Source organism: Pseudomonas orientalis, from assembly GCF_022807995.1.
Classification (GTDB): Bacteria; Pseudomonadota; Gammaproteobacteria; order Pseudomonadales; family Pseudomonadaceae; genus Aquipseudomonas; species Aquipseudomonas orientalis_B.
Map to the genome: position 1 here is coordinate 5,004,818 of NZ_CP094351.1, position 25,565 is coordinate 5,030,382.

General features: G+C 61.9%; 25 protein-coding genes and 1 pseudogene. 13 read left to right on the forward strand and 13 right to left on the reverse strand.

What is annotated here, in order from left to right; genetic code table 11:
- Window positions 1-114 precede the first annotated feature (114 nt).
- From MRY17_RS22335 to MRY17_RS22350, 4 genes are all read right to left on the reverse strand, one after another.
- Window positions 115-2,298: a xanthine dehydrogenase family protein molybdopterin-binding subunit gene (locus MRY17_RS22335; protein WP_191955845.1), complete on the reverse strand. Its 2,184-nt coding sequence runs from the start codon at window positions 2,296-2,298 to the stop codon at window positions 115-117.
- Window positions 2,295-3,284: an FAD binding domain-containing protein gene (locus tag MRY17_RS22340; RefSeq protein WP_181283166.1), complete on the reverse strand. Its 990-nt coding sequence runs from the start codon at window positions 3,282-3,284 to the stop codon at window positions 2,295-2,297. The genes MRY17_RS22335 and MRY17_RS22340 overlap by 4 nt, the downstream gene beginning before the upstream one ends.
- The gene (locus MRY17_RS22345) at window positions 3,281-3,805 is read right to left on the reverse strand and encodes a (2Fe-2S)-binding protein (protein ID WP_191953244.1); all 525 of its coding nucleotides are present in this window, start codon (window positions 3,803-3,805) and stop codon (window positions 3,281-3,283) included. The genes MRY17_RS22340 and MRY17_RS22345 overlap by 4 nt, the downstream gene beginning before the upstream one ends.
- Before the next feature lie 97 nt (window positions 3,806-3,902).
- Window positions 3,903-4,349 (reverse strand): DUF4879 domain-containing protein, encoded by a 447-nt coding sequence (locus MRY17_RS22350; protein WP_243352875.1) that lies wholly within the window; start codon window positions 4,347-4,349, stop codon window positions 3,903-3,905.
- 188 nt (window positions 4,350-4,537) lie between these two features.
- Between MRY17_RS22350 and MRY17_RS22355 the strand changes: the two genes are divergently transcribed.
- The 5 genes and pseudogenes from MRY17_RS22355 to MRY17_RS22375 form a co-directional block, all read left to right on the forward strand.
- Window positions 4,538-5,833, forward strand: coding sequence for an NCS2 family permease (locus tag MRY17_RS22355; protein WP_034117796.1), 1,296 nt, complete (start codon window positions 4,538-4,540; stop codon window positions 5,831-5,833).
- The gene (gene trmA / locus MRY17_RS22360) at window positions 5,830-6,909 is read left to right on the forward strand and encodes a tRNA (uridine(54)-C5)-methyltransferase TrmA (protein WP_191955847.1); all 1,080 of its coding nucleotides are present in this window, start codon (window positions 5,830-5,832) and stop codon (window positions 6,907-6,909) included. The genes MRY17_RS22355 and trmA overlap by 4 nt, the downstream gene beginning before the upstream one ends.
- A gap of 180 nt (window positions 6,910-7,089) precedes the next feature.
- Entirely contained in the window at window positions 7,090-7,536 is a 447-nt protein-coding gene (aroQ, locus tag MRY17_RS22365) for a type II 3-dehydroquinate dehydratase (RefSeq protein ID WP_065895204.1), read from the forward strand.
- Complete coding sequence (locus MRY17_RS22370) at window positions 7,536-8,390, forward strand: shikimate dehydrogenase (RefSeq protein ID WP_431768374.1); 855 nt, start codon at window positions 7,536-7,538, stop codon at window positions 8,388-8,390. Before aroQ ends, MRY17_RS22370 begins: the two co-directional genes overlap by 1 nt.
- Window positions 8,391-8,514: 124 nt before the next feature.
- Window positions 8,515-8,619, forward strand: a pseudogene (locus MRY17_RS22375) (shikimate dehydrogenase); the annotation flags it as partial.
- A gap of 120 nt (window positions 8,620-8,739) precedes the next feature.
- On the opposite strand, the gene MRY17_RS22380 reads toward MRY17_RS22375, so the two are convergent.
- Complete coding sequence (locus MRY17_RS22380; protein WP_243352876.1) at window positions 8,740-9,405, reverse strand: TetR/AcrR family transcriptional regulator; 666 nt, start codon at window positions 9,403-9,405, stop codon at window positions 8,740-8,742.
- A gap of 73 nt (window positions 9,406-9,478) precedes the next feature.
- Window positions 9,479-11,380 carry a 3-dehydroshikimate dehydratase QuiC gene (gene quiC, locus MRY17_RS22385; protein WP_243352877.1) on the reverse strand — a complete coding sequence of 634 codons (1,902 nt, stop codon included), beginning with the start codon at window positions 11,378-11,380 and terminating at the stop codon, window positions 9,479-9,481.
- Window positions 11,381-11,590: 210 nt separating this feature from the next.
- On the opposite strand from quiC, the gene MRY17_RS22390 reads away from it, so the two are divergent.
- Entirely contained in the window at window positions 11,591-12,925 is a 1,335-nt protein-coding gene (locus MRY17_RS22390) for an MFS transporter (protein WP_243352878.1), read from the forward strand.
- Between the two features lies 1 nt (window position 12,926).
- Here MRY17_RS22390 and MRY17_RS22395 read toward each other — a convergent pair whose 3' ends face one another.
- Window positions 12,927-13,805 carry a DMT family transporter gene (locus MRY17_RS22395; protein ID WP_065886891.1) on the reverse strand — a complete coding sequence of 293 codons (879 nt, stop codon included), beginning with the start codon at window positions 13,803-13,805 and terminating at the stop codon, window positions 12,927-12,929.
- Window positions 13,806-13,990: 185 nt separating this feature from the next.
- On the opposite strand from MRY17_RS22395, the gene MRY17_RS22400 reads away from it, so the two are divergent.
- Genes MRY17_RS22400 through MRY17_RS22410 form a run of 3 tightly spaced genes read left to right on the forward strand, consistent with a single transcriptional unit; the run spans window position 13,991 to window position 16,326 of the window.
- Window positions 13,991-14,404 carry a lipoprotein gene (locus MRY17_RS22400; protein ID WP_191953249.1) on the forward strand — a complete coding sequence of 138 codons (414 nt, stop codon included), beginning with the start codon at window positions 13,991-13,993 and terminating at the stop codon, window positions 14,402-14,404.
- Window positions 14,405-14,457: 53 nt separating this feature from the next.
- Window positions 14,458-15,351 (forward strand): KPN_02809 family neutral zinc metallopeptidase, encoded by an 894-nt coding sequence (ypfJ, locus tag MRY17_RS22405; RefSeq protein ID WP_243352879.1) that lies wholly within the window; start codon window positions 14,458-14,460, stop codon window positions 15,349-15,351.
- Window positions 15,352-16,326: an alpha/beta hydrolase gene (locus tag MRY17_RS22410; protein ID WP_243352880.1), complete on the forward strand. Its 975-nt coding sequence runs from the start codon at window positions 15,352-15,354 to the stop codon at window positions 16,324-16,326.
- 299 nt (window positions 16,327-16,625) lie between these two features.
- Here MRY17_RS22410 and MRY17_RS22415 read toward each other — a convergent pair whose 3' ends face one another.
- The 3 genes from MRY17_RS22415 to MRY17_RS22425 form a co-directional block, all read right to left on the reverse strand.
- Entirely contained in the window at window positions 16,626-17,225 is a 600-nt protein-coding gene (locus MRY17_RS22415; protein WP_243352881.1) for an HAD family hydrolase, read from the reverse strand.
- On the reverse strand, window positions 17,222-18,091 hold the full coding sequence (gene tesB / locus MRY17_RS22420) for an acyl-CoA thioesterase II (protein WP_065895199.1): 870 nt from the start codon (window positions 18,089-18,091) through the stop codon (window positions 17,222-17,224). The genes MRY17_RS22415 and tesB overlap by 4 nt, the downstream gene beginning before the upstream one ends.
- 134 nt (window positions 18,092-18,225) lie before the next feature.
- Window positions 18,226-18,795 (reverse strand): GNAT family N-acetyltransferase, encoded by a 570-nt coding sequence (locus tag MRY17_RS22425; protein ID WP_191953252.1) that lies wholly within the window; start codon window positions 18,793-18,795, stop codon window positions 18,226-18,228.
- A gap of 76 nt (window positions 18,796-18,871) precedes the next feature.
- On the opposite strand from MRY17_RS22425, the gene MRY17_RS22430 reads away from it, so the two are divergent.
- Together MRY17_RS22430 and MRY17_RS22435 are read left to right on the forward strand one after the other, a co-directional pair.
- Window positions 18,872-19,792: a histone deacetylase family protein gene (locus MRY17_RS22430; RefSeq protein ID WP_243352882.1), complete on the forward strand. Its 921-nt coding sequence runs from the start codon at window positions 18,872-18,874 to the stop codon at window positions 19,790-19,792.
- A gap of 171 nt (window positions 19,793-19,963) precedes the next feature.
- Window positions 19,964-21,190 carry a TIGR03862 family flavoprotein gene (locus MRY17_RS22435; RefSeq protein WP_243352883.1) on the forward strand — a complete coding sequence of 409 codons (1,227 nt, stop codon included), beginning with the start codon at window positions 19,964-19,966 and terminating at the stop codon, window positions 21,188-21,190.
- A gap of 122 nt (window positions 21,191-21,312) precedes the next feature.
- On the opposite strand, the gene MRY17_RS22440 is transcribed toward MRY17_RS22435, so the two are convergent.
- Entirely contained in the window at window positions 21,313-22,647 is a 1,335-nt protein-coding gene (locus MRY17_RS22440) for a DEAD/DEAH box helicase (protein ID WP_243352884.1), read from the reverse strand.
- Between the two features lie 48 nt (window positions 22,648-22,695).
- Window positions 22,696-23,592 (reverse strand): drug/metabolite exporter YedA, encoded by an 897-nt coding sequence (yedA, locus tag MRY17_RS22445; RefSeq protein WP_243352885.1) that lies wholly within the window; start codon window positions 23,590-23,592, stop codon window positions 22,696-22,698.
- Between the two features lie 160 nt (window positions 23,593-23,752).
- Between yedA and MRY17_RS22450 the strand changes: the two genes are divergently transcribed.
- Window positions 23,753-24,214: an Lrp/AsnC family transcriptional regulator gene (locus MRY17_RS22450; protein WP_243352886.1), complete on the forward strand. Its 462-nt coding sequence runs from the start codon at window positions 23,753-23,755 to the stop codon at window positions 24,212-24,214.
- 266 nt (window positions 24,215-24,480) lie between these two features.
- Window positions 24,481-24,789, forward strand: coding sequence for a DUF6124 family protein (locus MRY17_RS22455; RefSeq protein WP_243352887.1), 309 nt, complete (start codon window positions 24,481-24,483; stop codon window positions 24,787-24,789).
- A 140-nt stretch (window positions 24,790-24,929) separates the two neighbouring features.
- Here the strand turns inward: MRY17_RS22455 and MRY17_RS22460 are convergent, their stop codons facing one another.
- Window positions 24,930-25,541, reverse strand: coding sequence for a 3'-5' exonuclease (locus tag MRY17_RS22460; RefSeq protein WP_057724934.1), 612 nt, complete (start codon window positions 25,539-25,541; stop codon window positions 24,930-24,932).
- Between the last annotated feature and the right edge of the window lie 24 nt (window positions 25,542-25,565).

Genomic DNA, 25,565 nt, shown 5'->3' on the forward strand with positions numbered 1-25,565 from the left:
CCGCCATCGGGGGCAAGCCCCCTCCCACATTTGGACCTCGGACCGTCAGTTAGAACCGCGTCGGCTGTCCGGCCGTCACAGTACATTCAGGTCTTCAGTGTTTGCCAGACCGCGTCAGAGCACCTTGTCCAGAGTAATCGGAAACTCCCGAACCCGTTTGCCAGTAGCGTGATAGATAGCATTCGCCACCGCCGCCGCCACCCCGACAATACCGATCTCTCCCACCCCCTTGGACCCCAGGGCATTGACGATCTCGTCATGCTCTTCGACAAACAGCACATCAATCTCGCCGATATCGGCATTCACCGGGATATGGTACTCGGCCAGGCTATGGTTCATGGAGCGACCCAGTTGATGATCGACCTGGGTCTCTTCATGCAGCGCCATGCCAATGCCCCACACCACGCCGCCGAGAATCTGGCTGCGCGCCATTTTCGGATTGACCACACGCCCGGCCGCAATGGCGCTGACCACACGGCTGACCTTGATGGTGCCAAGGTCCTCGTCCACGCGCACTTCAACGAACACCGCCGAATGGGTGGCGCTGGCATAGCCCTCGCGCTTCTTGTCGGGCTCGCTGTCTACCTGCACCTCCAGCGCGTTTTCACCGCTGTCCTTGACCAACTGGGCCAGCGACACACTCACGTCGCCGGTATGCAACTGGCCCTCTTCGAAACGCACGGACTCGGCGTCCCTGAACACCGGGTAGACCTGCCGCGCGGTTTCCAGCAGTTTCGCATTGAGCGCTTCACAGGCCTGTTGCACGGCGGTACCGACGGACGACACGGTAAACGAGCCGCCCTGCAACGGCGCCGTGGGCAACGATGAATCGCCCAGCAGAAAGCTGACGTCGGCCATCGCCACGCCACTGGCCTGGGCCGCGATCTGGGTCATCACGGTGTAGGTGCCGGTGCCGATATCGGTGGTGGCGCTGCTGACGGTGAGTTTGCCGTCACTGTCGATGCGCGCCTTGGCGCTGGCTTTCATCTGCATGGCTTCCCACACCCCGCCGGCCATGCCCCAGCCGATCAACTGGCGGCCGTCGCGCATGCTGCGCGGTTCGGGGTTGCGCTGGCTCCAGCCGAAACGCTCGGCGCCTTCGCTGTAACACTCGCGCAGGGCCTTGCTCGACCAGGGTTTGTCCTCGTTCTGGTTACGCTCGGCGTAGTTGATCAGGCGCAGTTGCACCGGGTCGATGGCCAGGGCACAGGCCAGTTCGTCCATGGCGCATTCCAGCCCGATCACGCCCAGGGCGGCGCCGGGGGCGCGCATGTCCAGTGGGGTGAAGACGTCCAGCGGCACCAGCTTGTAGGTCAATTGCACGTTATCGCAGTGGTAGAGCATGCCGCTCCACTCCACCACGTGCTCGCTGAAATCCTCGAAACGCGAGGTCTGGCCGATCGCGGTATGCCCCAGGGCCAGCAAGCGCCCGTTGGGGGCGGCGCCCATCTGCAAGCGCTGCAAGGTGCGAGGGCGGTAGCCGAAGGTGAACATCTGTTGGCGGGTCAGGGTGACGCGTACCGAACGCTTGAGTGCCAGCGATGCCATCACCGCCAGCGGCAATTGGTACTGCGGGCGCAGACCCGAACCAAAGGCACCGCCCACAAACGCGGCAAAGATGCGCACCTGGCTTTTATCCAGGCCGAATACTTTTTGCACATAAGCCTGGCAGTTCTGCGGGCCCTGGGTCTTGTCGTGGATATGCAAGGTGCCGTCCGGCTGGTACAGCACGGTGCTGGCGTGGGGTTCCATCGGGTTATGGTGTTCGATGGGCGTGCTGTAATGCAGATCGAGGCTGATGGCGGCGCCGGCCCACTCGGCCTGGAAGTTGCCACGCGGGCCGGGCGGGGTCTGCGGCGAAGGATGGGCCGATTCCTGCTGGGTGATCAGGTCCGTTTCGAAGTCTTCGGGCGCGTATTCAATCTCCACCAGCGAGCCGGCATGCCGCGCAAGCTCCAGATTATCGGCGATCACCAGCGCCAGCGGCTGTCCGCTGTAGAGCACGCGGTCGTTATACAGTGGGCGAAAGGGCGAGCCGTCGGCGGCATCCGCATCGGCGAAGGCATCGTCGTAACTGGCGATTTTCGGGCGATTGAGGTGATCAATCACCGCCACCACGCCCGGCAGGGCCAAGGCCTTGGAGGCATCGATCCGAATGACCCGGCCTTTGGCGATGGTGCTCGATACCACACTGCCATGCAGCAGGCCGTCCTCGGGGAACTCACCGGCATAGCGCGCCTGGCCGGTGACCTTGAGCAGACCGTCGACACGGTCCAGGGGTTTGCCGATGGCACTCATGGCTGTTCTCCCGCGACCGCAGCGTCGCTCAGTGCTCGAATGATTGCGCGACGCGCCAGCTTGATCTTGAAGCCGTTGTGTTGCAGCGGCTCGGCATCCTGCAGCAGGGCATCGGCGGCATTACTGAAGGTTTCGCGGCTGACGGTGCGGCCGATCAGCGAGGCTTCCACCGCACGGTCACGCCAGGGTTTGTGGGCCACACCGCCGAGGGCCAGACGGGCGTCGATGATCTCGTCGCCGTGCAGCTCCAGGGCAGCGGCCACCGACACCAGCGCGAACGCATAGGACGCACGGTCGCGGATCTTCAGGTAGTGGCTGTGACGCGCCAGGTTATCGGCAGGCAATTCCACGGCGGTGATCAGTTCGTCGTCGGCCAATTGGTTGTCCCGTTGCGGCGCATCGCCCGGCAGACGGTGGAAGTCGGCAAACTCGATAACCCGCGCCCCGCCGCGTCCTTGCACATGCACCCGCGCCTCCAGCGCTGCCAGGGCTACGCACATGTCCGAAGGGTGGGTGGCGACGCATTGCTCGCTGGCGCCGAGGATCGCGTGGATACGATTCAAGCCGGTGCGCGCCGGGCAGCCGCTGCCGGGTTCACGCTTGTTGCAGGGCACCGTGGCGTCATAGAAATAGTAGCAACGGGTGCGTTGCAGCAGGTTGCCACCGGTACTGGCCATGTTGCGCAGTTGCGGCGAAGCGCCGGCCAGGATGGCCTGGGACAGCAACGGATAACGCTGCTCGATCAGCGGGTGCCAGGCCAGGTCGGCATTGCTCACCAGCGCGCCAATGCGCAGGCCGCCCTCGGCAGTTTCTTCGATGGCGCCCAGCGGCAATCCGGTGATATCAATCAAGTGTTCGGGGCGGCTGATGTTCTCTTTCATCAGGTCCAGCAGGTTGGTGCCGCCGGCAATGAAGCGTGATGCCGCGCTGCTCAGGTGCACCGCCTCGTGCACATCGGTCGGTTTGCTGTACTGGAAGGGATTCATTGCTCACCTCCGCGGTTGCCGCACGCCGGCAGCGCTTCTTCGATGGCGTCGCGGATATTGCTGTAGGCGCCGCAGCGGCACAGGTTGCCGCTCATGAGTTCCTGGATTTGCGCACTGTCGTGGGCGCGCCCTTCGTTGGCCAGGCCGACCGCCGAGCAGATCTGGCCGGGGGTGCAGTAGCCGCACTGAAAGGCATCGTGCTTGATAAAGGCTTGCTGCATCGGGTGCAGTTGGTCGCCGTCGGCCAGGCCTTCGATGGTGGTCAGCTCGGCGCCGTCGCACATCACGGCCAGGGTCAGGCAGGCGTTTACGCGTTTGCCGTCACGCAACACGGTGCAGGCACCGCATTGGCCGTGGTCGCAGCCCTTTTTGCTGCCAACCAGGTCCAGTTGTTCGCGCAGCAGGTCCAGCAAGGTGGTCCAGGGCAGCACACTCAATTGGCGATCCTGGCCATTGATGGTCAAGCGTATCGGGTGGGCAACGTACGGCTGGGCCGCCGCGCCATTGGGGGTCGCGCTCATAAACACCTCACGGGTTGGTGTACATCCGCGGCGTTCAGGAAAATCGCCGTCTTAAGGGGTACGACTTCCCGGGGTTTTGAGCGTTCAAGATGATTGATCAGTGGATATTGAGTATGGTGGTCAATGTATTTTGCGGAGGGTTGATCGAGGTATTGCTGTAGACGAAGCCCCCTGGCCCCTCGACATTCAGGTCGAACACATAGATGTAGCCCATCAATGTGCCCGCACCATTGCAGGCCTGGCTGATGTTGCCGACCTGGCACACCGCCGTGCGCTGGCCGTTGAGCACCGCACCGTTGAAGCGCCCGACCGGGTTGTTACCCAGGCCCACTTCCATCACCGAAACCTTGGTTGGCCCGCGATGTGTACACATCTGAGTCAGGGTGACGCGCTCCGGGATGGTTTCCGTGCACTTGCCTGACTCGACCTTGAACACGCGCACCTCGCTCAAGGCCGGTGCAGTCGCGCCCCACGCCGGTGCTGTGCCCAGCCACAGGCTGATACTGGCGATCAGCGCTAGACTCCACACGTTGGCTTTTTTCATGCTGTCGATGACCTGCTGTTGAACGTCGGCGCAGTATGCCTCAAGGCCATGCGCCACACAGCCTCGGCTGCTGGTATGATGCGCCGCTTTTTCCGATCCTCTCTGAAACCACAGGCGCTTGGCGCAGTTTGTGCTTTGACTTAGAGGTCAACAAATCACGACGCAAGATAGCGTCACAGGGAGCCGGCATGCTGGAAAAGCTGTTTCAACTCAAAGCCCACAACACCAACGTGCGCACCGAGATTCTCGCGGGTATCACCACGTTCCTGGCCATGGCCTACATCCTGTTCGTGAACCCGAGCATCCTTGGTGAAACCGGCATGGACAAGGGCGCAGTGTTTGTCGCGACCTGCCTGGCGGCGGCCATCGGTTCCACCGTGATGGGCCTGATCGCCAACTACCCGATCGCGCTGGCGCCGGGCATGGGCCTCAATGCCTTCTTCACCTACACCGTGGTGCTGCACATGGGCCACACCTGGCAGGTTGCGCTGGGCGCGGTGTTCATTTCGGCGGTGCTGTTCTTCCTGCTGTCGATCTTCCGTATCCGTGAGTGGATCATCAACAGCATTCCCCTGCCCCTGCGCTCGGCGATTGCTGCCGGTATCGGCCTGTTCCTGGCGCTGATCGCCCTGCACAACGCCGGTATCGTGGTCGCCAATCCGGCCACGCTGGTGGGCCTGGGCGATCTGAAACAACCGGCGCCGATCCTCGCGACCCTGGGCTTCGTGCTGATCGTTGCACTGGAAGCCCTGGCGGTGCGCGGTGCCGTGTTGATCGGCATCCTGGCGGTGACCATTGTCTCGATCCTGCTCGGCGTCACCCCGTTTGGCGGCGTGACCTCCATGCCACCGTCCCTGGCGCCGACCTTCCTGCAACTGGACATCAAGGGCGCGCTGGACATCGGCCTGGTCAGCGTGATCTTTGCCTTCCTGTTCGTCGACCTGTTCGACAACTCCGGCACCCTGATCGGCGTCGCCAAGCGCGCCGGCCTGATGGGCAAGGACGGCCATATGCCGAAAATGGGCCGTGCGCTGATCGCCGACAGTACGGCGGCCATGGCCGGCTCGCTGCTGGGCACCTCGACCACCACCAGCTACATCGAATCCGCCGCCGGCGTGAGCGCCGGTGGCCGTACCGGCCTGACCGCCATCGTAGTCGCGATCCTGTTCCTGCTGGCGCTGTTTTTCTCGCCCTTGGCGGCCAGCGTACCGGCCTTCGCCACCGCACCGGCGCTGCTGTTTGTGGCGGTGTTGATGACGTCCGGCCTGGCTGAAATCGACTGGGATGACATTACTGTGGCCGCGCCGGTGGTGATCACCGCTCTGGCGATGCCGTTCACTTACTCCATCGCCAACGGCATCGCCTTCGGTTTCATCGCCTGGACCGCCATCAAGCTGCTTTCGGGCCGCTACCGTGAGCTGAACCCGGCACTGGTGATTCTGTCGATTCTGTTCGTGATCAAGCTGGGCTGGTTCAACGCATGACTTTCGACGCCGTACACTACACCGCTCAACTGCAAGACAAGGTCACGCGTTTGCGTGACCTGCTGGCACCCTTCGACGCGCCCGAGCCGCAGGTCTTCGACTCGCCGCTGCAGCACTTCCGCCTGCGCGCCGAGTTCCGCCTGTGGCGCGAAGGCGGGGATCGCCACTACGCCATGTTCGCCCAGGACGACAAGCGCACGCCGATCCTCATTGAAGAGTTTCCCATTGCCAGCCAGCGCATCAACCAATTGATGCCGCAGCTCAAGGCCGCCTGGCAAGCCAGCGCCGCCCTGAGCCACAAGCTGTTCCAGGTGGAATTCCTGACCACGCTGGCCGGCGACGCGATGATCACCCTGTGTTATCACCGCCCGCTGGATGAGCATTGGCACACTGCCGCGAATAAATTGGCCGCTGACCTGAATGTGAGCATCATTGGCCGCTCCAAGGGCAAGCGCGATGTCATCGGCCACGACTATGTGGTGGAGAAACTCGAGGTCGGTGGCCGCACGTTCAGCTACCGCCAACCCGAAGGCGCCTTCACCCAGCCCAACGGCACGGTGAATCGCAAGATGCTCAACTGGGCGTACGACGCCCTGGGTGATCGCCCGGATGACTTGCTGGAGCTGTACTGCGGCAACGGCAACTTCACCCTGCCGCTGGCGACCCGCGTGCGCAAGGTGCTGGCCACCGAAATCAGCAAGACCTCGGTGAATGCGGCCTTGAGCAACCTTGATGAAAATGCCGTGGATAACGTCACCTTGGTGCGCCTTTCCGCCGAAGAGCTGACCGAGGCGCTGAATGAAGTGCGCCCGTTCCGGCGCCTGCACGGCATCGACCTGAAAAGCTACGAATTCGGCAGCGTCTTCGTCGACCCGCCCCGCGCCGGCATGGACCCGGACACCTGCGAACTGACCCGGCGTTTCGACAACATCCTGTACATCTCCTGCAACCCGGAGACGTTGGCGGCGAACATCGCGCAGCTGCATGACACGCATCGCATTACCCAATGCGCAATGTTTGACCAGTTCCCGTGGACGCATCATATGGAATCGGGTGTGTTGCTGACCCGTCGATAAGCCTGCCACGCAACGCTGTTACCGCTGTGGGGGCCGCTCTTGCCGCCTCCCACACGCGATCCTCCCTGCGCAACGGATTAAAAGTTCGATAATCGAACAGATCCACCGCCATTTATTGACCAAATTAACCATTCAGTACATTTTAACTCCACAACCAATAAAAACTGTGGAGACCCCTCTATGCCGCCTATCGTGCTGGTGCTCAACGGCCCCAATCTCAACCTGCTCGGCACCCGCGAGCCCGCCACTTACGGCCATGAAACCCTGGCCGACATCGCCGCGCTGTGTGGCCGCAGCGCGGAAAAACTCGGGCTGAGCATCGAGTTTCGCCAAACCAACCATGAAGGCGAATTGCTCGACTGGATTCACGCCGCCCGCGCCCGTTGCGCAGGAATCGTGATCAACCCGGCGGCCTGGACCCACACCTCGGTGGCGATTCGCGATGCGCTGGTGGCCAGTGAAGTGCCGGTGATCGAAGTGCATTTATCCAACGTGCATGCCCGTGAGGCGTTTCGTCATCACTCCTTTGTTTCGCCGATTGCCAAGGCGGTATTGGCCGGGTTTGGCAGCCATGGCTACCACTTGGCCCTGGAGCATTTCAGCCACTCGTTGAAAGGATGCGCCTGATGAAGCCCCGCGTTCTCGCCGGCCTGATCGGCGCCGGCATCCAGGCCTCCCGCACGCCCGCCCTGCATGAACAGGAAGGTGACGCCCAGGGACTGCGCTACCTGTATCGCCTGATCGACCTGGAGGCGCTGCGCCTGGACAGCCATGCCCTGCCCGATCTGCTGCGTGCCGCCGAACAGATGCACTTCACCGGCTTGAATATTACTTACCCGTGCAAGCAGGCGATCCTGCCGCTGCTGGATGAACTGTCCGACGAGGCGAGGGGCATTGGCGCGGTCAACACGGTGGTGTTCAAGGACGGCAAGCGCATCGGCCATAACACCGATTGCCTGGGCTTCGCCGCAGGTTTCCGACGCAATTTCAATGATGTGCCACGCCAGCGCGTGGTGCAGATGGGCGCCGGCGGTGCGGGCGCGGCGGTGGCGCACGCGCTGCTGGCGGAAGGCGTTGAACAGTTGAGCATCTTCGACGTGGACACCACCCGAGCGCGCGAGCTTGTGGACAACCTCGCCCGGCGTTTTGGAGACGGTCGCGCTCAGGTCGGTGGCCAGTTGGCTAACGCCGTGGCCGAAGCGCAGGGTCTGGTCAATACCACCCCGATGGGCATGGCCAAGCTGCCCGGCACACCGGTGCCCGCCGCGTTATTGCACGCCGGGCTGTGGGTGGCGGAAATCGTGTATTTCCCGTTGGAAACCCAATTGCTGCGCGACGCCCGCGCCCTGGGTTGCCGTACCCTGGATGGCGGCAATATGGCGGTGTTTCAGGCGGTGAAGGCATTTGAATTGTTCAGTGGCACAGCGGCGAATGCAGACCGGATGCTGGCGCACTTCCAGAGCATGAGCACCTCACTGTAGGAACCGGTGTAAAAATGTGGGAGGGGGCTTGCTCCCGATAGCGGTGTATCAGTGGCACATGCTCATCTGACAGACCGCAATCGGGGGCAAGCCCCCTCCCACATTGATTGCACTCAGCCCTGAAATGGCGGTGTTTCAGGCGGTGAAGGCATTTGAGTTGTTCAGTGGCACAGCGGCGGATGCGGACCGGATGCTGGCGCACTTCCAGAGCATGAACACCTCACTGTAGGAACCGGTGTAAAAATGTGGGAGGGGGCTTGCTCCCGATAGCGGTGTATCAGTGGCACATGCTCATCTGACAGACCGCAATCGGGGGCAAGCCCCCTCCCACATTGGTCACTCGGTGAATTCAAGCCTGCAGGTAACGCAACACCGATTCGCAGATCATCTCGCGATGCCGCTGCTTGATCGCCTCATCCGACAATTCGATCTGAAAAATCTCGCTGAACGTATGGCGGTTGGATACGCGATAAAAACTGAACGAGTTGATCAACAGGTGGACGTCCAGCGGCTCCAACCCTTCACGAAACAGTCCCATCTCAGCGCCTCGACGCAAGGTCTCACCGAGACTCTCGAGGATTTTACTGTTCATGTCCTTGATCGTACTGGTGCGTTTCACATACTCGGCGTTGTGAATATTTTCGATACTCACAATGCGTACGAAATCCACGTTCTGGTCATGGTGGTCGAAGGTGAACTCCACCAGCCGGCGGATCGCTTCGCGCGGTTCCAGGGCCGTGAGGTTCATGCGGGTTTCGGTGTTGCGAATATCGCCGTAGAGCTTCTCCAACACTTCGACGTAGAGCTGCTCCTTGCTGCCGAAGTAGTAATAGATCATGCGCTTGGAGGTGTGGATGCGCTCGGCGATGGCATCCACGCGGGCGCCGGACAGGCCTTGCTGAACAAACTCGACAACGGCTTCCTGGAGAATATTCTCGCGGGTTTTTTCCGGATTGTTCTTGCGACTCTTGCGCGGTGCGTCTGACACGGCAGAGAGATCGGGAATCAGGGTCATGGTGCGCTCACGGCGTTTTTATGCAGGCCCGATTATGGGCCGAGGCGCTCCCCGAAGGAAGCACCCCACCGCCTTATAAACGGGCCTGGCGCACCGTACCGCTGCGCGACTTGGCCATGGCCGCCAGACGCACCGCCACGTTGGCCGCGCCATAGCCGGCATAGCCATTCTTGCGCTGGATGATCTCAAAGAAAAACCGGCCCTCGAAGGCTTCGGTGTAGACATGAAACAGCTCACCGCCCTGGGCGTCGCGGTCGTACAACACGTTGTAGTACGCCAGTTCGCTGAGAAACTCATCGTCGAAATCAAAGCGCGCAGCCAGGTCGTCGTAGTAATTGAGCGGGATATCCAACAGCGGCACGCCGGCCTCCTTGGCCCGGCGCACTTCGGCGAAAATATCCGCGCAATCGAAAGCAATGTGGTGCACACCCGAGCCGCGATAGCTCGATAACGCGTGGGAAATGGCCGTGTTGCGGTTCTCGGAAATATTCAGCGGCAGGCGAATCGAACTGCAGCGGCTGCGCAGTGCGCGGCTTTTGACCAGTCCGTAGGGATCGGGCAGCACCACTTCATCGTCGGCTTCGAAATCCAGCAGGCTTTTGTAGAACAGCACCCAGCTGTCGAGGCTGTCGGCCGGCAGCGCCATGGCCATATGGTCGATACGCAGCAAGCCGCCACTGGCGGCTGTCGCCGGTTGCAGGTTGAAATCGGTGTCGTACAAGCCGCCCTCGCTCTGGTCCACCAGGTAAATCAGGCTGCCATCCGGCGCACGCACGGCGGCCAACTCCAACTCATTGGGCCCGACCAGGCCGCGATAGGGCTGGCCTTTGTACGCCACCGCTCGTTCCAATGCCTTGGCGCTGTCCTTGACTCGCATCGCCGTGGCACACAACGACGGCCCATGAGCCTCGAAAAAGTTGTGGGCAAAGGAATAGGGCTCGCAATTGAGGATCAGGTTGATATCGCCCTGACGCAACAGGCTCACATTTTTGGAACGGTGCTGGCCGGCCTTGGTGAAGCCCAGACGTTCCAGCCAATGGGTGAGCTTGGCGCCAAGGCTTTCATCCACGGCAAATTCAAGGAATTCGATGCCGTCGTATTCACTGGCCGCCGGGGTCTCGAACAGGATATCCAGGGGCACCGCAGGTTGTTGCGCAGCGAGGCGTTGGCGGGTTTTCTCTTCCAGGTACAGCAACGAGCGCAACCCATCCGCCGCATTGGCCCGCGTCGGTGCGGCGCGAAAGCCGTCGTTGAAAATCTCCAGGGACAAAGGCCCGGTGTAGCCACTCTGAATGATCGGCGCCAGAAAACCTGCCAGATCGAACTCGCCCTGGCCGGGGAAGCAGCGGAAATGCCGGCTCCACTCCAGTACATCCATGTCCAGGATCGGCGCGTCGGCCATTTGTACGAAGAAGATTTTGTCGCCGGGAATCTGGGCTATGCCGCTCGGATCGCCCTTGAGAGACAAGGTGTGAAAACTGTCGAGCAGCACGCCCAGGCTCGGGTGATTCACTTGGCGCACCAGGTTCCACACCTGTTGCCAGGTGTTTACATGCTTGCCCCAGGCCAGCGCTTCGTAGCCGATTCTCAAGCCACGGCGGCCGGCGTGTTCGGCCAGCAGGCTGAGGTCGTCGAGCAGGATGGGTTCATCGCCCACGCAATCGGCCGAGGCGTTACTGCACACCAGCACCAGGTCGGTGCCCAGCTCCTGCATCAGGTCGAATTTGCGCTCGGCGCGCTCCAGGTTACGGGCCAGACGATCACGGCGGCAGCCTTCAAAGTCGCGAAACGGCTGGAACAGCGTGATGGCGATACCGAGGTCGGCGCACATCTGTTTAACTTCACGCGGGCTGCCGTCGTAATACAACAGGTCGTTCTCGAAAATCTCAACGCCATCAAACCCGGCGGCGGCAATGGCTTCGAGCTTTTCCGGCAGGGTGCCGCTCAACGACACGGTAGCGATGGAACGTTGCATGGGTCACTCCCGGCAATTGTTGTTTATGGCAAATTATTCGCCCCCAGCCTACACGCGGCAATTAAAATGTACGAACCGGTTAGTTTTTGGTGCGATTATCGAACACTATGCCCCTTTGGCGAATTGACGACTTTTTAACCACTGCGCACCATCGACCCTGCACCAAGACCCAGATCTCACCATAAAAATTTCAAAAACGGGTACGACCTCATGCCTTTGCAAAATCCCGCCCTGGCCACGCGCCCCGGCACCCCGCACGCCGGCATCGGCGACAAGATCCGCGGCGCCCTGGCCGTGGGTAAAACCCGCTGGGGCATGCTGGCCCTGGTGTTCTTCGCCACCACCCTCAACTACATCGACCGCGCCGCCCTGGGTGTGATGCAACCGATTCTGGCCAAGGAAATGAGCTGGACGGCGATGGACTACGCCAACATCAACTTCTGGTTTCAGGTCGGCTACGCCATCGGCTTTGTGCTGCAGGGCCGATTGATCGACCGGGTGGGCGTCAAGCGCGTGTTTTTCTGCGCCGTACTGCTGTGGAGCCTGGCCACCGGTGCCCACGGCCTGGCGACCTCGGCGGTCGGCTTTATGGTCTGTCGGTTTATCCTCGGGCTCACCGAAGCGGCCAACTACCCGGCTTGTGTGAAAACCACGCGCCTTTGGTTCCCCGCCGGTGAGCGCGCAGTGGCGACAGGCATCTTCAACGCCGGCACCAACGTCGGCGCCATGATGACGCCCATGCTGCTGCCGTTGATCCTGCACGTGTGGGGCTGGCAGGCGGCGTTCCTGTGCATGGCTTCGCTGGGCTTGATCTGGCTGGTGTTCTGGGGGCTGAAATATTACAACCCGGAAGAGCACCCGACCGTCAAACAATCAGAATTGGACTACGTGCAACAGCACGCCGAGCCGGAACAACCTGGCGTACCGTTCAGCCGCATCCTGCGCATGCGCGGCACCTGGGCCTTTGCCATCGCCTACGCACTGACCGCGCCGGTATTCTGGTTCTACCTGTATTGGCTGCCGCCGTTCCTGAACCAGCAATACAACCTGGGCATCAACGTGACGCAGATGGGCATTCCGCTGATCATCATTTACCTGACCGCCGATTTCGGCAGTGTGGGCGGCGGCATCCTGTCCTCGTTCCTGATCGGCCGCGGGATGAACTCGATCAAGGCGCGGTTGCTGTCGATGCTGTTGTTCGCCTGCTGCATCGTCGGTGTGATCATGGCGGCCGGCTCCAGCCAGTTGTGGGTCGCGGTGTTCGCCATCTCCCTGGCCATCGGCGCGCACCAGGCCTGGACCGCCAACATCTGGAGCCTGGTGATGGACTACACGCCCAAGCACATGATGAGCACGGTGTTCGGTTTCGGCGGCATGTGCGCGGCCATCGGCGGCATGTTCATGACCCAGATCGTCGGCCACATCCTCACGGTGACCCACAACAACTACACCGCGTTGTTCACCCTGATCCCGGCGATGTATTTCATCGCACTGGTGTGGATGTACTTCATGGCGCCGCGCAAGATTCCTACGGTAGACGTTTAATTTACCGACGCCGCTGCTGCCAGGCAGCGGCCAACCCGCTCATGCAGATCACCCCGATACCGACCACCGTGGTCATGTCGGGGGTATGACTGAACACCAGCCAGCCCAACAAACCCGCAAACACAATCTGGCAATAGCCGAACGGTGCCAGCAAGGCCGGCGCCGCGAAGCGGAACGCCTGGGTGAGCATCAAGTGCGCGGTCATCCCGCAGGTGCCCAGCGCCAGCATCATCACGCCATGCCACAGGGTGGGTATCTGCCAGAAGAACGGCACCATCGCACTCATCACCAAAGTGTTGCACAGGCCGGCGAAAAAATTGCTGGTGGTGGGACTGTCGTATTGGCTGAGAATGCGCGTGAGCAGTTGGTAGAAACAGAAGAACAGCGCCGAGCACAGCGGCAACAGCACCGCCGGTGTGAACAACTCACCACCCGGATGGATGATGATCACCACGCCGACAAACCCGCAGATCACCGCCAGCCATTGGCCACGTGTGACGTGCTCGCCGAGCAAGGGCACCGACAGCGCCGTCACCAGGATCGGCGCGAGGAAGTTCACCGCCGTGGCTTCGGCCAGCGGGATGTAATGCAGCGCCGTGGTGAAGAACAGGCTGGTGCCCAACAGGCACAATGCCCGTACCACCTGCATGCCCGGCCGTTTGCTGCGCAGCACGCGCAGGCCCGATTGGGGCAGGAAGATCCCGGCCATCAGCAAGGTATGCACCATGTACCGCGCCCATACCACCATCACGATCGGGTAGAACCCGGCCAGGTATTTGGACAAGGCGTCGTGGCTGGAGAACAGGAATGTTGCCAGCACAATCAGCAGGATGCCTTTGAACGGATGGTTGACGCCGGAAAGTGGGGTACTGACAGTCATTGAATTCTCTTGTGTGGCGAGGGGAACGCGATTGCACTCAACCCAGTAATCTAGCAGCCGACCATGCACCTGCCCCAAGAGCATAACCAAACACCGGGCGAACAGCGCACTAAATCAGCAGATTTGAGTCCAACCCTGCACGCACGCCCCGGCGTTGCACACTTTTTAATCAAGGCCCTGCCGCTATGAAAAAAATCCTGTTTGCCCTGTCTGCTCTGGCTCTGCTTTCTGCCTGCGACAAGACCCCAAAAGAAGCCCCGAAGCCTGCGCCCGCCTCCGTACAGGCGACCCTGGTGCCCGAGACCCCGCCCACCGATAAATGGGTCGGCAAGTGGATCGGCGTCGAAGGCTTGAACCTGAGCATCGCCAAGGACGACAGCATCGGTCGCGGTCATTACCTCCTGACCATGCAATATGGCCTGGATGCGGATGCTTCCGGCACGTTCAAGGGCCAGGCAACCGATGACGGCATCGCCTTCACCCGCCCGGACGGCCCCCAAGTGCTGCGCGCCGGGGACGGAGCAGCCACTGGCCTGAAGTGGCTGGCGGATAAAAAAGACTGCCTGATTGTCGCCGCCGGCGAAGGCTATTGCCGCTGATTACGACCATACTCCCTTCATATATGCCGGACCGTTAACAAGAGGATTGCCCCATGCTATGGAAAAAAGGCCGACGCAGCGACAACGTGGTCGATGCCCGCGATGACAGCGGTGGCGGTGGCGGTGGTATGCGCTTCGGTGGCGGCAAGGGCCTGAGCCTGACCGCCATCGTGCTGATTGTAGGCATCGGCTGGCTCACCGGCCAGGACCCGATGCAGATCCTCGGCCAATTGACCGGCCAGATGGAGCAGGCGCCGTCGGTCAGCACACAGTCACAGTCGCGCCAGGCGCCACCGGCCAACGATGAGCAGGCCGACTTCGTGCGCGCCGTGCTGGGCGACACCGAAGACACCTGGGGCCAGGTCTTCCAGGAAAACGGCCTGGCCTACAAGAACCCCAAACTGATCCTGTTCCGTGGCCGGGTGAACTCCGCCTGCGGGGGCGCCACCTCGGCCAGCGGCCCGTTCTATTGCCCGGCGGATCAGCAGGTGTACCTGGACCTGGATTTCTTCCGGGAAATGTCGCAACGCTTCCAGGCTGCCGGCGATTTCGCCCAGGCGTATGTGATCGCCCACGAAGTCGGGCATCACGTGCAAACCCTGCTCGGTATTTCGTCCAAGATCCAGGCCGCGCGCCAGCAAGGTCGACCGATGGAAGGCGACGGTGGCCTGCTGGTACGCCAGGAACTGCAGGCCGACTGCTTTGCCGGCGTGTGGGCCAACCGCGCGCAAAAACGCCTGAACTGGCTGGAACCCGGCGATATCGAAGAAGCCCTGAACGCCGCCAACGCCATCGGCGATGACCGCCTGCAGCAGCAGGGCCAGGGGCGCGTCGTGCCGGACTCGTTTACCCACGGCACCTCGGCCCAGCGCGTGCGCTGGTTCAAGACCGGCTTCGCCCAGGGGCAGATATCCCAGTGCGATACCTTTACGGCCAGGAGTCTCTAGATGATCAAACGATGGGGGCTGCTGCTGGGTTTGTCAGTGTCCTGCTGCACCCTGGCGGCCGAACACGGCGTCAAGGTGGTCAGCCCCGATCGCTTACATCTGGAGGCCGGCGACCTCAGCCTCGGCTTGAGCCAGGACTGGCGCCAGCCGTTGCCCAAGGTCACTCGTGCGCTGATCATCGTGCATGGCCGCCTGCGCAATGCACAGACCTACCTGCAAAGCGGCATCGACGCCGCCAACCATGCCGGGGTTGGCGGCAATACGCTGGTGATCGCGCCGCAGTTTCTCAATCAGTCGGATGTGAAGCGTAACCATCTGGGCGATCAGGTATTGCAGTGGAAGGGTAACGACTGGATGGCCGGCGACCCCTCGACAGGCCCCGGCCATATCAGCTCCTACGCCGCCCTCGACCAGATCATCCAGCACCTGGGCAACCGCACGCTGTTCCCGACGCTGAAAGAAATCGTCATCGCCGGGCATTCAGGTGGTGGCCAAGTGGTACAACGCTTCGCCCTCACCGGCCACGATCACCCGTTGCTGCAAACCGAGGGCATCAGCCTGCGGTACGTGGTCGCCAATCCCTCGTCCTACGCCTACTTCAGCCCGCAGCGGCCGGTGCCGTTCGATGCGGCCAGTTGCCCAAGCTTCAACGACTGGAAATATGGCATGCAACACCTGCCGCATTACGTCGGTGACCAAGGCGCCCAGCAACTGGAACAAGCCTACGTGTCGCGCGACATCACCTATCTATTGGGCCAGCAGGACACCGATCCCAACCATCCTGCGCTGGATAAAAGCTGCGAAGCCGAAACCCAGGGTGCCTATCGGTTGATTCGTGGGCACAACTATTTCGACTACGTCAAGCAGCGGCATCCGCAGCTGGGTCACCGGCTGGTGGAAGTGCCGGGGGTTGGCCATGACGGCGACAAGATGTTCACCTCGCCGCAGGGGCAAGCGGCATTATTCCCACAATAATCACTGAAGAAACCGGATCAAATATGTGGGAGGGGGCTTGCCCCCGATGGCGGTGGGTCAGCCAGCACATGCTTAGCTGACAGACCGCTATCGGGGGCAAGCCCCCTCCCACAGTTGATCTTCATTGCCTGGGCTGGACCATCCGGCACAAAGCTGCGCAGCAGAAATGTTCCCGCGCTCACTGAAGAAACCGGATTAAAAATGTGGGAGGGGGCTTGCCCCCGATGGCGGTGTGTCAGCCTGCATATGTTTAGCTGACAGTCCGCTATCGGGGGCAAGCCCCCTCCCACAGTTGATCGCTATTGCCTGGGCTGGATCATTCGGCGCAGCGCCGCACAGTCCTCGGCATGCCAATCCGTCAACTCAGGCCACGGGTTTTCCGGCAGGTTCACCAACACGGTCCTGGCCCCCGCTGCCCGGCCACAGTCCAGGTCAAAACGATAATCCCCCACCATCACCATCTCGCCGGGTGCCACGTTCCAGGCCGTCGCCAGTTTCAGCAACCCACCCGGGTCTGGCTTGTGCGGCGCATCATCACGCCCCAGCACATCCTCAAGGGCAAAGCAGTCCGCCAGGCCAATCGCCTCCAGGGTGATATGGGCCAGCTCCCGCGCATTACGGGTCAGAATCCCCAGGCGATAGCCGCGTGCGGCCAGCTCACGCACCAGTTCAACCGCGCCCTCGGCGGCTACCGAGCCCAGCGCCAGCTCGCGCTCATGCTCCAGCAGCCAGGCATGCTTGGCCGCCGCGATATCCGCCGGCAACGCGGCAAGGTGCGTGAGGATGTCGTCTTCGGCGGGAATTTCCAGCGCCACGCGGATGGCCGCAAAATCATGCACCGCCACCGTGAGGGTGCCGTCCATGTCGAACACCCAATGCCGCACGTCGGCCAGGTTCATGCCCAGTCCTTGCGATGACGGATCAAGCCTTCCTGGGTCACCGAGGCCACCAGTTGCCCGGCGCGGTTGTACACGCTGCCACGGGAAAACCCACGGGAATTGCCGGCCCAGGGGCTGTCCATGGCATACAGCAACCAATCATCGGCGCGCAGGTCGGCGTGAAACCACAGCGCGTGGTCGAGGCTGGCGACCTGCATGTCTTTCTGCCACACGGTCTTGCCGTGGGGCAGCAGCGAGGTGGTCAGCAGGCCGAAATCCGAAGCGTAGGCCAGCAGGTACTTATGCAGCGCCGGCGCATCGGCCAGGGCACCGTCGGCGCGAAACCACACGTACTTGACCGGGTCGGACGGCTGCGGGTTGAACGGGTCTTTTTCGGTGACCGGGCGCACTTCGATGGGCTTGGGGCACAGCAGCTTGTCGCGCATGTGCTCGGGGATCAGGTGCGCGCGCTGCTGAGTCAGTTCCAGCTCCGAGGGCAGGTTCTCCGGGCCGACCACTACGGGCATGGTGGTCTGGTGCTCAAAGCCTTCTTCGTCGTACTGGAAGGAGGTGGTGCAGGTGAAAATCGGATGGCCCTTCTGAATCGCGGTAACGCGGCGTGTACTGAAGCTGCCGCCATCGCGCACGCGGTCCACCGAATACACCACCGGCAGTGCCGCGTCTCCCGGGCGCAGGAAATAGCCGTGCAGGGAATGCACGTGACGCGCTTCTTCTACCGTCTGGCTGGCCGCCGACAGCGACTGGCCGAGCACTTGGCCACCGAACAGTTGGCGAAAACCCAGGTCCTGGCTGCGGCCGCGAAAGAGGTTTTCCTCGATCGGCTCCAGGGTCAGCAAGTCCACCAGATCTTCCAATACTTGGCTCATTCACACTCTCCTCAGAGCAAAACAGCATCTACCTTCACCTGTAGGAGCGAGTTCGCTCGCGAAGGTCGTTAATGGTGACGCGGGGTTTCTGATACTCCACGGCGCACTTGCGTTCTTCGCGAGCAAGCTCGCTCCTACCCGTGCAGCGTGTCCAACCATTGGGCGCGGGTGATGCGGTACAAAACGTGTGGGCGCAGCGGGTCGTCGGCTGCGACTTTGGGGTGTTCAAAATCAGCCTGCGGATCGTAATGCATACCGATGGCCTGCATGACTTTTTGTGAAGGCAAATTGGCTTCGGTGGTGAAGGCGACAATTTCATCCAGCGTCAAGCGATCGAAACCACAGCGCAATGCGGTCCACGCCGCCTCGCTCGCATAACCCAGGCCCCAATGTTCGCGAGCCAGGCGCCAACCGATTTCCACCGCCGGAGTGAAGCTCGCTTCAAAACTGACGTTCTGCAGCCCGGTGAGGCCGATGAATTCGCCACTGTCCTTGCGTTGCAAAGCCCAGAAGCCGAAGCCATATTCGGCGAAGTGGCCGCGAATGCGCCCAATCAGTGCGGCGCTTTCCAGGTGGCTCAACCTGGCCGGGAAATAGCGCATCACCTGCGGGTCGGCGCACATCTGAGCGAATGCCTGCAGGTCCTTGTCACGCCATGGGCGCATGATCAGACGTGCACTTTCCAATTCCAGTATCGGCTCCATGGGGCCCCTCTCCTTGCCATGTGCGTGAGTGTACAGCGCTGGTAAGATCCGACGCAGATTCCCGTCAGAAAATCCCATGCCCTTGCCATTGATCTACCACGATGACTACAGCCCCGAGTTCCCGGCGGACCACCGGTTTCCCATGGACAAGTTTCGCCTGTTGCGCGACCACCTGGTGGACAGCGGCCTGACCGAGGACAGCCAGTTGCTGCGCCCGCAACTGTGCCCGGCGCAGATTCTGGGCCTGGCCCACGACCCCGGGTATATCGAACGCTATATGAGCGGCGAGTTGTCTCGCGAAGACCAACGGCGCCTCGGCCTGCCGTGGAGCGAAGCCTTGGCGCGCCGCACCGTGCGCGCGGTGGGCGGCTCGATCCTGGCGGCCGAGCAGGCGCTGGAACACGGCCTGGCCTGCCATCTCGCCGGCGGCACCCATCACGCCCATTACGATTACCCGGCGGGCTTCTGCATCTTCAATGACCTGGCGGTGATCAGCCATTACCTGCTGGCCAGCGGCCGGGTCAATCGGGTGCTGATCTTCGATTGCGATGTACACCAGGGCGACGGCACCGCACGCATCCTGCATGACACGCCGGATGCCATCACCGTATCGCTGCATTGCGAAAAGAACTTTCCGGCGCGCAAGGCCCAGAGCGACTGGGACATTCCATTGCCGATGGACATGGGCGATGTCGACTACCTCAAGGTGGTCGACGACGCGCTCAATTACCTGCTGCCGCTCTACCAGCCGGATCTGGTGCTGTACGACGCGGGCGTAGATGTACACAAGGACGACGCACTCGGTTACCTCAAGCTGACAGATGCCGGCGTTGCCGCCCGCGATGAAAGCGTGATGCGTCACTGCCTGGGCCGCGATATTCCGGTCATGGGCGTGATCGGTGGCGGCTACAGCAAGGACCGCCCTGCCCTGGCGCGCCGCCACGGCATCCTGCATCACAGCGCGCAGCGGGTGTGGACGTCATCAGGTTGTCACTGACTTATGCACGTTACCCACACGAGCTGTGGAACGGCCTGTGGATAACGTGAGCGTAAGCGCCTGAGAGCAAGCGCCGCTAAGGCCTGTAGGAAACTGTACGTTTTTTGATCAGGCAGCGGGCGCGCCGTCCGGTAGAATGCTCGACTTATTCACAGCACCGTAGCCCTGCCCATGCCTCACACCGCAACTCACCACGTCACCGTTATCGGCGGCGGCCCAGCCGGGCTGATGGCAGCCGAAATCCTGAGCCAGGCCGGGGTACGCGTGGACCTGTACGACGGCATGCCGTCAGTGGGGCGCAAATTCCTGCTGGCCGGCGTGGGCGGCATGAACATCACTCACTCCGAGGCCTATCCGGCCTTTGTGGCGCGCTACGCCGAACGCGCCCCGCACATGGCGCCATTGCTGCGCAGCTTCGGGGCCGAAGCGTTATGCGCGTGGATCCACGGCCTGGGCATTCAAACCTTTGTCGGCACCTCCGGCCGCGTATTTCCTACCGACATGAAAGCTGCGCCGCTGCTGCGTGCCTGGCTCAAGCGCCTGCGTGACCAGGGCGTGGTTATCCACACCCGGCATCGCTGGGTGGGCTGGAATGCCGAGGGTGACCTGCTTATCCACACCCCCGAGGGCGAAAAAGTTGTCCATAGCGATGCCGTGCTGCTGGCTCTGGGCGGCGGCAGTTGGTCCCGCCTGGGCTCCGATGGGGCCTGGCTGAATTTGCTGGAAGGCCGAGGGGTGCCCTATGTGCGCCTGCAACCGAGCAACTGCGGGTTCGAAGTGTCGGCCTGGAGCGAGCTGATGGTCAGCAAATTCGCCGGGGCGCCGTTGAAAAATGTCGCCATTGGGCTGGGGGACGATAAACCCCGCCTGGGGGAATGCGTGGTGACGGCCACCGGTATCGAAGGCAGCCTGATCTATGCGCTGTCGGCGCCGATTCGCGACGCGATCAACCGTGACGGCGCCGCCACGGTGCATATCGATCTGCTGCCGAGCAAGCCCCTGGACAAGGTGCAGGCTGCACTGGCCAAGCCCCGTGGGTCGCGGTCGATGAGCAAGCATTTGCACAGTCAGTTGGGGTTGGACGGGGTCAAGGCGGCGCTGTTGCGTGAGCTGGCGCCGGCTGAACACTTTAATGATCCGGCGCAGTTGGCGGTGGAGATCAAGGCGTTGCCGCTGAGATTGGTCAAGACGCGGCCCATCGACGAAGCCATCAGCACCGCAGGTGGTGTGCCGTTTGAAGCACTGGATGAGCGGCTGATGCTCAAGCAACTGCCAGGGGTGTTTTGTGCGGGGGAAATGCTGGATTGGGAGGCGCCGACCGGGGGGTATTTGCTGACCGGTTGTTTTGCCAGTGGCAGAGCGGCTGGGCTTGGGCTGTTGGAATGGCTTAACCGCTGAGAGGTGGGGTGGATTCAAGGCCGCCATCGGGGGCAAGCTTCCTCCCACATTTTGATTTGTGAACACATTCAAAATGTGGGAGGGGGCTTGCCCCCGATGAGGCCATCAGCCCCACCACACAATCACTTCTTCTTACGCGGCCCCGTATTAAACACCGGCACCTTACGCACCGGCTTGATCGACGGCTCCACCGGCGCCACGTCACCGCTGTCCACCCACTTGCCCAGATTGCGCTTACCGCCACCACCGGATGTTTTGGGCTTCTTCGGCTTTTTCGGCTTCTTCACCACCTGCCCACTGGCATCGGTCTCCGGCACGCGGTGCTCGGGTACGAAATCCGGTTCCATCTTGCGGGTCAGGGTCTGGCGCGTGAGCATTTCGATAGCCGAGAGCATGTTCACTTCATCGGCACACACCAGCGAAATCGCCTCGCCGGTGTTGCCCGCACGCCCGGTACGGCCGATGCGATGGATGTAGTCTTCGGCAACGATCGGCAGGTCGAAGTTGACCACCAGCGGCAAATCTTCAATATCCAGGCCACGGGCCGCCACGTCGGTGGCCACCAGGATCTGCACTTCGCTGGCCTTGAAACGGTCCAGTGCGCGCTGGCGTGTGGCCTGGGGTTTGTCGCCATGGATGCCGTCGGCATTGATGCCCAGGCCCTGCAACTTGTCCACCAGCGCGTCCACGCCGTTACGGGTCTTGGCGAACACCAGCACCTGCTTCCAGCGCCCCTTGCGCATCAGGTGCACGAACAGCTCCGCCTTGCGCTTTTTATCCACCGGCACCACCCACTGCTGCACGGTGTTGGCGGCGACGTTGCGCGGGCTCACTTCGATGCTCAGCGGGTCGTTGAGCATCTGCCCGGCGAGCAGGCGAATGTCGTCGGAGAAGGTCGCGGAGAACAGCAGGGTCTGGCGCTTTTTCGGCAGCATGCGGTAGATGTTCGCCAGCTCTTCGGAGAAGCCAAGGTCGAGCATGCGGTCGGCTTCATCCAGCACCAGGGTTTGCAGCTGATTGAGTTTCAGCGCGTTCTGGCGGAACAGGTCGATCAGCCGGCCAGGGGTGGCGACCAGGATGTCGACACCCTTGCGCAGCTTCATCATCTGCGGGTTGATGCTCACGCCGCCGTACACCGCGTAGGTGGTCAGCGGCAGGTGCTGGGCGTATTCGGCGACGCTGGCATGCACCTGCTCAGCCAGTTCACGGGTGGGGCACAGGATCAGCGCACGGGCCGAGTTGGCGGCGACTTTCGGCCCTTCCATCGTCAGCAGTTGCAGCAGCGGCAAGGCAAAACCTGCGGTCTTGCCGGTGCCGGTCTGGGCGGCGGCCATCAGGTCGCGACCGGCCAGCACCGCCGGAATGGCTTGCGCCTGCACCGGCGTCGGGGTCTGGTAGCCAAGCGTCTCAAGGGCGCGCAGCAAGGGTTCGATCAGGCCAAGGGTGGCGAAAGTCATGTGTTTACCGTAGGAAAAATTCAGCGCATGGGCGTAATGCGCGGCAGTTTACCTTATTTCCGGCTTGGGCTTGCGCCACTGGGGCAGGCTGATCAGCAACACCGCGCTGATGATCACCAGCATCGCCAGGGCTTCCTCCAGGCCGATGCTCTCGCCGACGAACACAATCCCCAGCAATACCGCCACCGCCGGGTTGACGTAGGCATAACTGGTCGCCGCCGCCGGGCGCACGTGCTTGAGCAGATACATGTAGGCGTTGAAGGCGATGATCGAGCCGAACACCGTCAGGTAGGCCAGCGCCAGCCAGCCCTCCAGCGGCGGCATGGCCTGCAGGTGTTCGCCGGACAGCGTGCTGACGATCAGCAGCGCCACACCGGCCACCAGCATTTCCGCGGCACTGGCCATGGCGCCCTGGGGCAGCGGCAAATGCCGACTCCACACCGAGCCGAAGGCCCAGGACGCCGCTGCCATCAACAGCAACACCGCCCCCAGTGGGCTCGATTGCAAGGTAGTGCCCATGTTGAGCATCGCAATACCGATAATCCCCAGAAGCACCCCGGCCCATTCCAGCCGCGTATTACGCGCGCCCCAGAAAAAACCGCACAGCAGGGTAAACAAGGGCACGGTCGCAACCGCCAACGCCGCCACGCCGGACGACACGCCCATATGCTCGGCCACGCTGACGCCACCGTTGCCTACAGTGAGCAGCAAAATACCGATCATCCCGGCCGCCTTCCACTGCGGCCAGGTCGGCGCTGGCACCCCGCGCCACCGCAGGTAGCCATACATCAACGCGCCCGCCGTGCAAAACCGAATCCCCGCCAGCAGCAGCGGCGGCCAGTACTCCACGCCGATGCGAATCACCAGGTAAGTGGAACCCCAGATCCCATACAACGCAAAAAAGGCGGCGATCAACGGTAAGGGAAAGCGACGTGGGCCAGGCATTGGGCGGCTCTATGGCAGGAGATGGGAGGCTTATTCTAGAAACGAAGGTGAATAAACATAAGTTACAAAACCTGTTTAAAGCGCCCATACACTTTTCAAAGCATGGTTATGAAGGCTATAAACCGTGCTTTCGAAAGCCACGCACAACCGGAGCCTTATCATGGACAAATACGACCGCATGCTCCTCAGCGCCCTGCTCGAAGATGGGCGCGCGTCCTACGCGCAACTGGCGCGCACGGTGAACCTCTCCGCCCCCGCCGTGGCCGAGCGCGTGGCCAAGCTTGAGGCCTGCGGCGTGATCACCGGGTATCAGGCCAAGGTGGACCTGTCCAAAGTCGGCCTGCCGATTCAATGCGTGATTGAATTGCGGCTGACCAATCACGGCAGCCAGAAGGTGTACGACGCCCTGGCGCAAATTCCCGAACTGACCGAATGCCACCGGGTGACGGGCGACCCGTGCGTGATCATGCAGGCGGCGGTGGGCACCATGCCGCAGTTGGAGGACCTGATTGATCGCGTGGCGAAGTTCGGGTTCAGCAAGACCTCGATCATCTTGTCGAGCGCCATAGAGCGGCGGGTGCCGCTGGGGCAGTTGGAAGCCAATGGGAAAAATGGTAGCTGACCCGCCGCCATCGGGGGCAAGCCCCCTCCCACACTTTGATTTGTGAACCCATTCAAAATGTGGGAGGGGGCTTGCCCCCGATGGCGTCATTAGCTTCATCGCAAGACCGATCTCTTTCATTTGCGGGACGTTTCCGAGTGACCTTTCGCGCCTTGTTCTGATTAATTCCCACAGATAATCTCCCCCATGTCATCGGCCCTTCGATGACCGGAAGTGCAAGCCGAAATTGACGGAAGGAGCGAGTTAAATAACCTGGAGTTATCAACATGGTCAAAGCAACTTCCGCATCAACCGACACCCGTGCAGACTTCCTCAGCGAAGACGCCCTGCTCCACCGTCGTGCCATCGACTACTACCTCAAGGCCTCCGCCCCGGATGCGCCGATTTTTATCTTGAATGACAACCTGAGCTTCGAAGACGCCCTGGCCCATGCGGCGGATTTGTTGCATTGCGCGGTGGAGACGGCCCACGCGTCGGGTGAGGTGATGAAGGCGCCGCAGCGGGCGGTGATGCATTTGGTGGAGATGGCGAAGGGGGTGGTGGATCAGGCGTTGGAGTGCACGCAGGCTCGATAGGCGCCGCATAACTAAATGTGGGAGGGGGCTTGCCCCCGATTGCGGTGTATCAGCCAGCTTATTTGTAGCTGACCCACCGCTATCGGGGGCAAGCCCCCTCCCACATTTGGATCGTTGGTGTTCTTGAGAGTGTGGCGGGTTCAGAACCCGCGATGTTTCTTCAGGTGCTCATTGATCTTCGCGGCAGGCACTTTCTGCAAGGTGCACAACAGGTCGTGGGACAGTTCGCGCAGGCCGTGGGTCTGGCGCAGTTCCCGCGCCAGGTGCGCCGTCAGGTTGGCGGCCATCTCGGCATCCGCCAGCGCCCGGTGAGCCTGGCCGGTGTGGGGCAGTTGCGCGTAGCTGTTGAGAGTGCCGAGCTTGTGGTTCGGCGCAGCCGGCATGAGGCGGCGGGCCAGCAGCAGGGAGCAGGCGAATTTCTGCAGGCGGGTGCGGCGGATCAGGCCCAGTTCAAAGTCCCAGAACTTCTGGTCGAACGCGGCGTTGTGCGCCATCAGCGGCGTAGTGCCGACGAACTCATTGACCTCGTTCATCACCCGCTCGGCCGGTGGCGCGTTGCGCAGCATGGCGTTGCTGATGCCGGTGAGTTGCTCGATAAAGCCTGGCACGCGCACGCCGGCATTCATCAGGCTCTGGTAGCGGTCGACAATGTGCCCGCGCTCAAGGATGACCACGCCAATTTCCGTGGCCCGGCAGTGGCTGCTCGGGGTGATGCCGGTGGTTTCAAAGTCGATGACCGCTATACGTTCCAAACCTGTTCCAACTCCGTTCAACGT